The following is an 11,483-nucleotide window of genomic DNA, read 5'->3' on the forward strand; positions in this document are numbered from 1 at the left end:
CAGGAGAATAGTCATGGCCGGCGGTAAAGAGATAAAAACCAAGATCGGGAGTATCAAGAATACTCAGAAGATCACCAACGCAATGGAAATGGTTGCTGCGTCTAAGATGAAAAAGGCGCAGGAGCGTATGGAGCAATCGCGTCCATATGCTGATGCCATTCGCAATGTGATTGGACACATCGCCCAGGGCGATCTTGATTTCACGCACCCCTATTTGGACGAGCGTGAAGTGAAGCGTGTTGGTTACATCGTCATCTCAACCGACCGTGGACTGTGCGGTGGCTTGAACGCAAATGAGTTCAAAGCCGTGTTACGTGATGTCCAGCAATGGGATGAGAAAGGCGTTGAAGTCAGCTTCGCAGCCGTGGGTAGCAAAGCTACCGGGTTCTTTAAACGCGTATCAGGCAGTATCGCTTCACAAGCCTCTGGCTTGGGTGACGCACCGTCTGTGAACGACGTGATTGGAACCGTAGCAGTGATGCTAAAAGCATACGATGAAGGCGAGATTGACCGTTTATTCTTGGTGTACAACAAGTTTGTGAACACCATGAGTCAAGAACCGACGATCAGTCAGCTGTTGCCTTTGCCGAAGAGTGATGCAGCCAAACGCGAATATTCGTGGGACTACATCTACGAGCCGGATGCTAAAACCATTTTGGGTACCCTAATGAAGCGCTTCGTTGAAAGCCAGGTGTACCAAGGTGTTGTCGACAACTTAGCTAGTGAACAGGCAGCACGAATGGTAGCGATGAAAGCTGCAACTGATAATGCGGGTGAGCTTATTGATGACCTTCAATTGGTCTACAACAAAGCCCGTCAGGCAGCGATTACGCAAGAAATTTCGGAAATTGTATCCGGCGCCGGTGCGGTATAAGGCAAAGGTCATAAAGTTTTAAGAGTTTAGAGGAAACGTCATGAGTCAAGGTAAGGTCGTCCAAATCATTGGCGCCGTTGTGGATATCGAATTTCCACAAGACGCAGTGCCAAAGATCTATGACGCGCTTCGTATCAACGACGGTCAGCTGGCGGGTTTGACCCTCGAAGTACAGCAGCAGCTAGGCGGCGGTATCGTTCGTGCAATCGCACTGGGTGGTACTGACGGTCTACGTCGCGGTATAAGCGTGGAAAACAGTGGTGAGCCAATTATGGTTCCGGTAGGCACCGAAACCCTAGGCCGCATTATGAACGTATTGGGTGAACCAATCGATCAGGCGGGCCCAGTGGGTGAAAAAGAACGGATGTCTATCCACCGTGCTGCGCCTTCATATGAAGAGCAGTCAAATTCGGTTGAGCTTTTAGAGACAGGTATTAAAGTTATCGACTTGATTTGCCCGTTTGCTAAGGGTGGTAAAGTTGGTCTGTTCGGTGGTGCCGGTGTTGGTAAAACCGTTAACATGATGGAGCTTATCCGTAACATCGCTATCGAGCACAGCGGCTACTCAGTATTCGCAGGTGTTGGTGAGCGTACGCGTGAGGGTAACGACTTCTATTATGAGATGAAAGAGTCGAACGTACTAGACAAAGTAGCACTAGTATACGGCCAGATGAACGAGCCACCGGGTAACCGTTTGCGCGTTGCATTGACCGGTCTGACGATTGCGGAAAAATTCCGTGATGAAGGTCGTGACGTTCTGTTCTTCGTCGATAACATCTACCGTTACACATTGGCCGGTACTGAAGTATCAGCACTTCTAGGCCGTATGCCATCAGCTGTAGGTTATCAGCCGACGTTGGCGGAAGAGATGGGTGTTCTGCAAGAACGTATCACTTCAACCAAAACTGGTTCAATCACGTCAATCCAGGCCGTTTACGTACCTGCGGATGACTTGACTGACCCGTCGCCAGCAACAACCTTCGCCCACTTGGACGCGACCGTTGTATTGTCACGTGATATCGCTTCACTTGGTATCTACCCTGCGGTAGACCCACTTGATTCAACGTCACGTCAGCTGGACCCGCAAGTGATCGGTGATGAGCACTACAACACTGCACGTGGCGTACAGTCAGTATTGCAGCGTTATAAAGAGCTGAAAGACATCATTGCTATCTTGGGTATGGACGAATTGTCTGAAGAAGATAAGCGTACCGTAGCACGTGCTCGTAAAATTCAGCGCTTCTTGTCACAGCCGTTCTTCGTAGCGGAAGTATTTACCGGTTCACCTGGTAAGTATGTGTCATTGAAAGACACCATCGCTGGCTTTAAAGGCATTCTTGAAGGTGACTACGACAACCTACCAGAGCAAGCGTTCTACATGGTTGGTTCCATTGAAGAAGCGGCTGAAAAAGCAGCTAAGATGTAATCGAACCGGAGGTTTGTGATGGCGGTAAATACAGTACACCTAGACATCGTAAGCGCGGAAGAGAAGTTATTCTCGAAGAAAGTGCGTTCGATGACGGTGACAGGTAGCGAAGGTGAGTTAGGTATTTTACCTGGTCACTTACCTTTGCTGACCGCCTTGAAGCCCGGCATGGTACGTGTGGTTTTGGAAGACGGCCAAGATGAACTATTCTATATTGCCGGTGGCTTTATGGAAGTTCAGCCTGACCACATTACCGTACTGTCAGACACCGCTGTTCGCGGCGGTGATCTGGACGAGCAGGCCATTACGGCAGCTGAAAAGCGTGCTCGTGAAGCCATGGCAGATGCCAAAGGCGATATGAGCTACGCAGAAGCAGCCGCTGAGCTTGCTCGTGCTGTGGCGCAGCTACGTGTATTGCAACAATTGCGTCGCCGCAAAGGTGGTTAACAGCTTACCTCGGTAGGCTTAGAAAACCCGGCCAAGTGCCGGGTTTTTTGTTATTTGGACAGGCCTTATTTAAAAAGGAAACCAAGATGAAAAAGTTTCGCTTAGCCCTCGTGTTTGGTTTGCTGGTGGTGGCGTTTATGATTTGGCAATTAGCCCGTGAAGAGCAGACTGAAAACGCGGATGAAACACCAAGCAAAGGTGTACAGACGCATTATCTTGAGCCTTAAACAATGCTAAACTAGCGCCACTATCACCATTACCCGTCATCACGCTACAGGACACTGCCAATGACATCGTCACTTAACGCCGTAATTTTAGCTGCCGGTAAAGGCACGCGCATGCGCTCAGCATTGCCCAAGGTGTTGCACCCAATTGCGCAAAAGCCCATGGTTGCGCATGTAATTGAAACGGCCCAACACTTAAATGCCCATACCATTCAACTGATTTATGGTCACGGTGGCGACGCACTGCAACAACGCTTAAGCGATTATGCGGTGAATTGGGTTGAGCAGCGCGAGCAATTAGGCACTGGCCATGCAGTGCAGCAGGTAGTGCCCCACGTTGATGATAACGATACCGTATTGATTTTATATGGCGATGTACCACTGATTCAGGCGCAAACCTTAGAGCAACTGCTGGTGGCCAAAGGTACCAGTGAACTAGCGGTGCTGACCGTCAACCTCCCCGACCCGACTGGATACGGCCGCATGGTGCGTGATCAAGACGGACGCTTAACTGGCATTGTCGAGCATAAAGATGCCACGGATGCTCAGCGCCTGATTTGCGAAGTGAACACCGGCATTATGGCCGCCAACGGCAAAGCATTGAAGCGCTGGTTGCAGGCCTTAAATAACAACAATGCCCAAGGCGAGTATTACCTCACCGATATCGTGGCTATGGCAGCGAATGAAGGCGTGTTGATTGCCAGCAGCCAACCTGGCAGTGCCAGCGACGTTGAAGGTGCCAATAATCGCGTGCAGCTCGCAGCCCTTGAGCGCGCTTATCAGCAGCGTCAAGCCGAAGCCTTGATGCTGGCCGGCGCCACCTTGATTGACCCCAGTCGGGTTGATGTGCGCGGCAACGTCGAGATTGAAAATGATGTCGTGGTCGACGTTAATGTGGTGTTTGAAGGCAGCGTCTATTTGGCCGAAGGTACGGTGATTGAACCCAATTGCGTGTTGCGGGATTGTCGGATTGGCAAGGGCGCGCGGGTTAAAGCCAATAGCGTCATAGAAGGCGCAATATTAGGTGAAGGCGCCCAAGCAGGCCCGTTTGCACGGTTACGCCCGGGGGCTGAGTTAGGGAAAGGAGCCGCCGTCGGCAACTTTGTAGAAATGAAAAAGTCATATTTAGGGGACGGCGCTAAGGCTGGGCATCTGGCCTATCTGGGCGACGCCACCATTGGTGCAGGTGCAAATATTGGCGCCGGCACCATTACCTGTAATTACGACGGGGTAAATAAGTTTAAAACTGAGATTGGCGCAGGAGCGTTTATCGGCTCCAATAGCTCGTTGGTCGCACCTGTCAGTATTGGTGCTCACGCCACCACAGGCGCAGGCTCAGTGATTACCCAAGCCGTAGGTGATAATGAATTAGGGGTTGGCCGTGCGCGCCAACGCAATATCCAGAATTGGAAGAAGCCACAAAAGTAGAATTAAGGAAAATAAGCCATGTGTGGAATTGTTGGTGCAACGGCTGAACGCCGCGTCGCAGAAATTTTATTAGAAGGCCTTCGTCGCCTTGAATATCGTGGGTATGACTCTGCTGGTATGGCATTGTTGAACAACGCCGGTATGGTGAAAGTGCGCCGTGTCGGTAAAGTCAAAGAGCTGGCCGATGCGATTGAGCGTGACGGTGTGAACGGCCATGTCGGTATTGCCCATACACGCTGGGCAACCCACGGTGGCGTGACGGAAGCCAACGCTCACCCACACGTGTCCAACAATGAATTGGCTGTGGTGCATAACGGCATCATCGAAAACCACGAAAGTTTACGCGAAACCCTGCAAGGTTTGGGCTATCAGTTTGATTCACAAACTGACACTGAGGTGATTGCTCACTTAGTTCACCATGAATTAAAAAGCGCGACGACCCTACTTGCGGCAGTGCAAAACGCCGTCAAACAATTAGACGGCGCCTACGGCACGGTAATTATGGACCAACGCGACCCAGGCCAACTGGTCGTAGCGCGCTCTGGTAGCCCGCTGGTGATCGGTTTAGGTATAGGCGAGAACTTTGTTGCTTCGGACCAACTGGCATTGTTGCCGGTAACCCGTAAATTTATCTACCTTGAAGAAGGTGATGTTGCAGCGGTATCGCGTGAATCAGTGGCGATTTTTGATCGCGATGGCAATGCCGTTGAGCGTGATGTGATCACCTCTGACTTGCAATACGATGCTGGTGGTAAAGGCGAATATCGGCACTTTATGCTCAAAGAAATTCACGAGCAGCCATTTGCAGTACGCAACACCCTAGAAGGCCGCGTGCTGGACGGTAAAATTGCGGTCGATGCGTTTGGTGCGCAAGCCGAGGATATCTTTAAGCAAACGAAACACGTGCAAATTATTGCCTGCGGCACCAGCTACCATGCTGGTATGGTGGCTAAATACTGGCTCGAAGCCCTTGCTGGTGTGTCGTGCAATGTCGAAATTGCATCAGAATTTAGATACCGCAAGTCGCATGTGTTCCCCAATAGTTTATTGGTAACGATTTCCCAATCAGGTGAAACCGCCGATACCTTAGCGGCATTGCGCCTTGCCAAAGAGATTGGCTACCAAGCAAGTTTAACTGTGTGCAACGTTGCTTCGTCGTCTATGGTGCGTGAATCGGACCTTGCGTTTTTAACCCGCGCAGGCGCCGAAATTGGCGTGGCTTCAACCAAAGCCTTTACCACCCAGTTAGCTGGTTTACTGATGCTCACCGCCGCGATTGGCCGTTTCCACGGTATGAGCAGTAGCACCGAAGCACGCATTGCTAAGGCGCTGTCGTCATTGCCGACTAAGCTGGAAGAGTGCATGAGCATTACCGGCGCTATCGAGAAGCTGGCGCCCGAGTTTGCCGACAAAGAACATAGTTTGTTCCTAGGCCGCGGCGAGCAGTACCCCATTGCGATGGAAGGCGCATTGAAGCTAAAAGAAATTAGCTATATACACGCTGAAGCCTATGCATCGGGCGAACTGAAACACGGGCCATTGGCACTGATTGATGCCGAAATGCCAGTGATTGTCGTTGCACCGAACAATGAGCTGTTAGAAAAGCTGAAATCGAACGTTGAAGAAGTGCGCGCGCGTGGCGGCATTATGTATGTGTTTGCCGACAGCAAAGCCAACTTCAAAAGCGATGACAGCATGCGGGTGATCAACTTAGCCCATGTCGACGAGCTCATCGCGCCAATTATCTACACCCTACCGCTACAGTTATTGAGCTACTACGTCGCTATCATCAAAGGCACCGACGTTGACCAACCCCGTAACCTAGCAAAATCCGTCACCGTCGAATAGGGCAGGCTTTGCCTGCGTCACGCAGTGTGGTGTAGTAATAAAATTTCATACTAAGTAATAAAGAATCATACTTAGGAATAAAGTTTCATACTGAAATCCCCTTCCCGGCCTGCTTAGCAGTTTGGGAGGGGATTTTTTGGACGTGTATTTACAGGAGTTGTTTAATGCTTTTCCGGATAATAATAATTTTAATAACAGTCACTCTGAGTTTCGCTGGCGTCTCAGCTTCGGCTTCAGAGCGTTTAACAGTAAGAGAGCTGGATCAGAAGATAGTCAAAGAGTTAAGAGCTGAGGGAGACTGCATAAATACTACTAACGTTGTGTTGTGCGCACAACAGGGAAAATTTGAGCCGGACACTCTAGCGTCATTACTGGAGCTTTTTGATGAAGGGGCAATCGCAATCAGGCAATACTTGGGCTCCCAGTTTGACATGCCAGGCAATGAAGATGATCCCATCGAGTTTTTTGTGCATAGCGATGTCGGAGTTCCCCACACCACAATCTTTCACGAACCCTGGATTTTCCTGAATATTGATACGATCACCTATGACATGATTCCCTACCTTCACGAGATGGTGCATGTTATGGCTCAATGGTCCTGGCGGACTTCGGAGTGGGTTGGTGAGGGATTTGCAAATTATGTGGCGTCTTCCGTTGTCGAAAGCGGTGTCGGGTATCATCGCAGCTTTATCTTAGCAGACGGTTTAGAACGGTTGTCGGAGTTTTGCGGTTCCTCCGCGGGCGCAGCAATGCTTCCCCTCGTTGGTGAACCAGGTCGCCGTAGTACACTTTCTGACGAGAACGCAGCTATATTCAGACTGATGATGTCAGACAGACGAACCTATGCTCCGGCATACTATGCCATGAGCTGGTCTTTTACCGAGTACCTAATTGAAAACATCGGACTGGACGGCTTACGAGCTATCGCGGAATCTATGGATCCTTCTTCTGTATCAAAAACTATTTCTGACACAACGATAGAAGAACATAAAGACAAATGGCGAGAGCAATACTGCGACGTTTAAATTGCCTGTTGCTTAACACCCTACGCTAAAGCTCGCTGCTGTGTTCAAAACATCTATCTATTAGGGAAGTGATGGTTTTATGAGTGATAGAAACCCAAATATTGATGTATTGCGTGGATTTGCCATTTTGGTCGTCTTGTTGCTCCATCACGCCCTGGCCTACGGCTTTAGAGGTAGTATTACGGACGACATTATTCCAAGTGCTTGGCTACATAGTCTTGTAATCAACGGTAGTTACGGCGTAACGATGTTTTTCGCAATTTCGGGCTACTTGATCACCAGCATAGCTTTGAGACGATACGGCTCGCTGAGCAATATAGATATGTGGCATTTTTACCGTATGAGAGCATCTCGCATTCTGCCTCCACTTCTTTTAGCTTTAACAACTGTGCTGATTCTAGGTCAGATTGGGCTGCCTTTTTTCCAAAATGGTGGTGGTGAGCCAGGCTACGACGGCCCTTCCTTGTGGTTAACAGTTCTTTCCCTCCTGACTTTCTGGCACAACGCACTGATGCAACAAGACGGTTATTTTAACTATGTTCTGAATGTCTATTGGTCGCTGTCAGTCGAAGAAATGTTCTACCTACTGTTTCCGCTATGCTGTCTCATGCTAAAACGAGGAAGCCACTTAGTATATTTAGCGGCGCTATTTGTCATAATCGGGCCTGTTTACCGTTGGTTAAATATGGACAGCTCAGTCGATTACTTACATGGTTATCTTGCTACTTTTGACGCATTGAGCATAGGAGTCTTGGCTGCTTTACTTCAAGAAAAAATAGCCCCGAGAGCAATGCGGCCGTGGAGATTGATTGCAGCTATATTACTGCCAGTCATTTACTTTTCAGGGATTAGTGGAAACGTCATTTTCGGGTTCACTGGTATTTCTATCTGTACGGCTTTGTTACTGATTCATAGCCCCGCTAAACAATCCCCCTTCTGGAGAAAAGTGACATCCCCCTTAAGATGGATGGGAAGACATAGCTATGAGCTATACCTCTTTCACATTATTGTGTTGGCGACCATGCGATCCTTTATACCTAGCGACGTTGTCACGGGCAATGAGAAGCTACTCATGCTTGCCGTCATGATAGTTAGTTCCTGCTTAGTTAGTTTCGTGGTTGCCCGTTGGTATGCGACCCCACTGAACAACTGGTTCCGTCATAGGTTACTAAGCCAAGAGTCTAGAGCTCCTGCCTAATATATTTAGTTAACAGGTAAAGAATTGTGGTGTAGTAATAAAGTTCCATACCAAGATCTCCTTTACGGACTGCTTTGCGGTTTGGGAGGGGATTTTTTGTTTGTTGATGGCTGGTGAATATTTCGGCAGTATAGAATGGTGAAGGAAATGCTCATTTGACCCATAAGCAAGTTTAATTCAACTTTAAGCAATCAATCATGGTGCAATTACAATGACAAAATCTGATGTAGATGAAATTCTTGTTCAGTTGTATTTGCGTTTAAACGGCTACTTCACATCAGGGTTTATTGTTCATTCTGACGATTGGGGGCAAGCCCGGACTGAAGTCGATTGTATTGCTGTCCGTCACCCGCATTATCGGGAACCGGAGCGACAGATTGAACCATCCGAGTTTCTTGGTGCTAACGATGGAAAAATAGATTTAATCTTGTGTGAAGTTAAACATGACCCTGAAAGAATTAGCTTTAATGAAACGTGGAAAAACGACCCCTCCGCTTTAATTTCTATACTTAGGTGGTCCGGCCTATTTCCAGAGGGAAAACTGAATTCATTAGCCAGTGATTTGCGTCCATTGTTGCTAGACGGCGTAGATGCAAATAGTTCAATGAAAGGTTTAGTGGAGAATGAAGTACGCATTCGCGCACTGATGTGTTGCCCTTTGGCTAACGCCGAGGATACAGACCATTGGCGTCTGTCAGGTAGCGAAATTATCAGTTACTTTCGTAAGTGTTTTAATCCAGAAGAGCGTCGGGACAGTTGTTCTACACGTTACAACTTCCAACAATGGGGATGCACTTTTGCACCAATAGTCCGTTATATCAAGGACTCAGACAGAATGATCAGCTCAGAGCAGTCCATTCAAGATTTATATGGAATATTCGATGTTGCATGACAACTGGATTTTTACGTCATTTAACAGTCTGTCTTTGCAATGGTGTTACTGAGAATTAACGAACGTAAGGATGTCAACTTTTGAGCTTTTTCTCAAAGATATTCAGAAAGCGAAGATTCCCAAAAGCTCAAGATTCAAAAGAGCTAGATAGAGTAGAAAGTGAATCGAAGAGAACAGCTGGGAGGCGAGAGCGTCCTGATGAGCTTGACTGGTCACATGCCGAGTATATTCCTCTCCCGCCATCGCCCCATAAATGGGAGGTTGATGGTCGGGACGAGTTTCAACGTGAATATGATCACCCCTCAATTGGTCCAGTTTTTCGGGCAGGATTTAAAAAGCAACACACCAAAGTTGTGAAGCTCGCCAATGACCTATCTCCAGAACAGCGACAAGGGAAAGTTGGCGATGTTATCGCCAAAGCGTACGTCAAGCTTATTCTACAGCGGATGAAGTCAGGGCAACTGGTTGCAGCAGCAAAGCAATGCGTCGAAATGTTCGAGCGCGTTCCGGAATACGTCAAAGATGTTGACCGACGCCGCTTTAATCGTATTTTGAAAGATATAGAGAAGGCAGGAAAGAAGCACGACTTTGAGCCAGTTGATGTTGCGAACCCCTCGTCATTGCCATTATTTACTGTTTCGAAGGATACGGCCTGGGACCTTATAGGTGAACGAAAGCTGAAGAGTGATGAGCGGCCAAACCCTGCTTTCATTATTGCAGCCATTGATACAAAAGGAACTTGGTTGCTTGACCGAACCGGGGCCAGTTCGGATCGCTCAGAAGCGAAAAGCGTGCTTCGACGAATAGACCGGCGGGGATGCCTTGTTGACGAAAAAACGTTACCCCATGACGTCTATCGAACAGGGACAGGTACTGCTGGTACTGGTATAGCGATCATGGATTCCAATGGGCAACTTTATGTCTATGACGTTGAGCTGAGGACTGTAATCGAATCCAATCTTCGCGAGGATCCTCGGGTGGTTGAACACTTCAAGAGCATTGATACCAACTATTGGGGGGAATTCAAATCTCAGGTGAGAGCTGTGGACGTTTCTCCTGAGGGGGATCGGTATCTTTTTACGCTAGCCGATGAGGCATGGTGTTGTGCACTCGATGGCAGTACGGTGTGGGGTCTCGTGATGCCTTTGAAAGAAGGTTGGAAGCGTGTTGTGGGTCGTAGTCAGCGCTTTGGGGTAGCTCAGGAGGTTGAGGAAGCTCTACAGCTTTTTGGGTTATCGCTCCCTGTAGATCCTGCAGATATAAAGAGACAATACCGCAAGGTGGCACTATCCCATCATCCAGACCGTAACACCAACGATCCAACTGCCACCGAGAAGATGAAAGCGTTAAATCGTGCATTTGAGGTTTTGACTGGTGTCGACCCGAACACATTGGCATATGAAGAGTCCGATGTTACTTATTTCGCTCGCTCCGCTCCCGATCATGTTGTGGAGTTAGACGGTTTTCGGCTGGAGATGACAATAACCGGTGGAGTGCCTCAAGATTGGGTCTATATGGCAAGTTTTTCCGCTGACGGTGGAGCTTATCTGGCTACTTACTCGGGTAAAGTAATTCTAGTTTCACCCGAGGGCCGTCCTAAGGTGGTGTACGATATTGGGATTTGTCCGAGCGAAATCGTTAATATTGGTCGATACACTTACTTTCTCACCTCGACACGACTTTACGTCTTAGAAGATGATACCAAGCTTGCAGGATTTCTGGACGTTTTCCAGCAGGGTCGGCTACTCGTTACGAAAGCTGGTTTTGGGTTACTTACAGATAAGCGGCTCCAGTGGTTTACTCCAGCGGGTATTAAAGCTGGCGAGTTGAATGTGAGAGATCCAATACGGGCCATTCATGCTGTCGACAATGGAGTGATTGTACAACTCGGCAACATCAAGTTGAAATTCAGGGGCTTTCGATATGAAAGCTATCGTGTATTAAGGTGTAAGAGGAAGTTTCGAGTAGATTAAACTGGTAGTCGAAAACCTCAAGCACCTAACCTAAACAAATTTCTGCATACACCCCGTCACTAGGTATATACAGGTTAACAGGTAATAAATTTGCATACACATAACTCCCTGACTAACATAGCTTACTGGCGGAATCGGGAATAACGGT

General features: G+C 48.3%; 10 protein-coding genes. All 10 read left to right on the top strand.

What is annotated here, in order from left to right:
- The first annotated feature begins 13 nt into the window (after positions 1 to 13).
- The 10 genes from atpG (at position 14) to CWE07_RS08355 (ending at position 11,335) form a co-directional block, all read left to right on the top strand.
- Positions 14 to 874 (top strand): F0F1 ATP synthase subunit gamma, encoded by an 861-nt coding sequence (gene atpG, locus CWE07_RS08315; RefSeq protein WP_111569435.1) that lies wholly within the window; start codon positions 14 to 16, stop codon positions 872 to 874.
- Between the two features lie 40 nt (positions 875 to 914).
- Positions 915 to 2,300, top strand: coding sequence for a F0F1 ATP synthase subunit beta (gene atpD / locus CWE07_RS08320; RefSeq protein WP_111569436.1), 1,386 nt, complete (start codon positions 915 to 917; stop codon positions 2,298 to 2,300).
- An 18-nt stretch (positions 2,301 to 2,318) separates the two neighbouring features.
- Entirely contained in the window at positions 2,319 to 2,747 is a 429-nt protein-coding gene (locus CWE07_RS08325) for a F0F1 ATP synthase subunit epsilon (protein ID WP_111569437.1), read from the top strand.
- Between the two features lie 86 nt (positions 2,748 to 2,833).
- Entirely contained in the window at positions 2,834 to 2,974 is a 141-nt protein-coding gene (locus CWE07_RS14330) for a hypothetical protein (protein ID WP_157983250.1), read from the top strand.
- Between the two features lie 60 nt (positions 2,975 to 3,034).
- Positions 3,035 to 4,399: a bifunctional UDP-N-acetylglucosamine diphosphorylase/glucosamine-1-phosphate N-acetyltransferase GlmU gene (gene glmU / locus CWE07_RS08330; RefSeq protein WP_111569438.1), complete on the top strand. Its 1,365-nt coding sequence runs from the start codon at positions 3,035 to 3,037 to the stop codon at positions 4,397 to 4,399.
- Positions 4,400 to 4,417: 18 nt separating this feature from the next.
- Positions 4,418 to 6,247 carry a glutamine--fructose-6-phosphate transaminase (isomerizing) gene (gene glmS, locus CWE07_RS08335; RefSeq protein ID WP_111569439.1) on the top strand — a complete coding sequence of 610 codons (1,830 nt, stop codon included), beginning with the start codon at positions 4,418 to 4,420 and terminating at the stop codon, positions 6,245 to 6,247.
- A gap of 164 nt (positions 6,248 to 6,411) precedes the next feature.
- Entirely contained in the window at positions 6,412 to 7,272 is an 861-nt protein-coding gene (locus CWE07_RS08340; RefSeq protein WP_111569440.1) for a hypothetical protein, read from the top strand.
- Positions 7,273 to 7,351: 79 nt separating this feature from the next.
- Positions 7,352 to 8,470: an acyltransferase family protein gene (locus CWE07_RS08345; RefSeq protein WP_111569441.1), complete on the top strand. Its 1,119-nt coding sequence runs from the start codon at positions 7,352 to 7,354 to the stop codon at positions 8,468 to 8,470.
- Positions 8,471 to 8,681: 211 nt separating this feature from the next.
- Positions 8,682 to 9,362, top strand: coding sequence for a hypothetical protein (locus CWE07_RS08350; protein ID WP_111569442.1), 681 nt, complete (start codon positions 8,682 to 8,684; stop codon positions 9,360 to 9,362).
- Between the two features lie 80 nt (positions 9,363 to 9,442).
- Complete coding sequence (locus CWE07_RS08355; protein WP_111569443.1) at positions 9,443 to 11,335, top strand: J domain-containing protein; 1,893 nt, start codon at positions 9,443 to 9,445, stop codon at positions 11,333 to 11,335.
- Positions 11,336 to 11,483: the final 148 nt, after the last annotated feature.

Origin of the sequence: Aliidiomarina maris, from assembly GCF_003987335.1 — a bacterium.
GTDB classification, from domain to species: domain Bacteria; phylum Pseudomonadota; class Gammaproteobacteria; order Enterobacterales; family Alteromonadaceae; genus Aliidiomarina; species Aliidiomarina maris.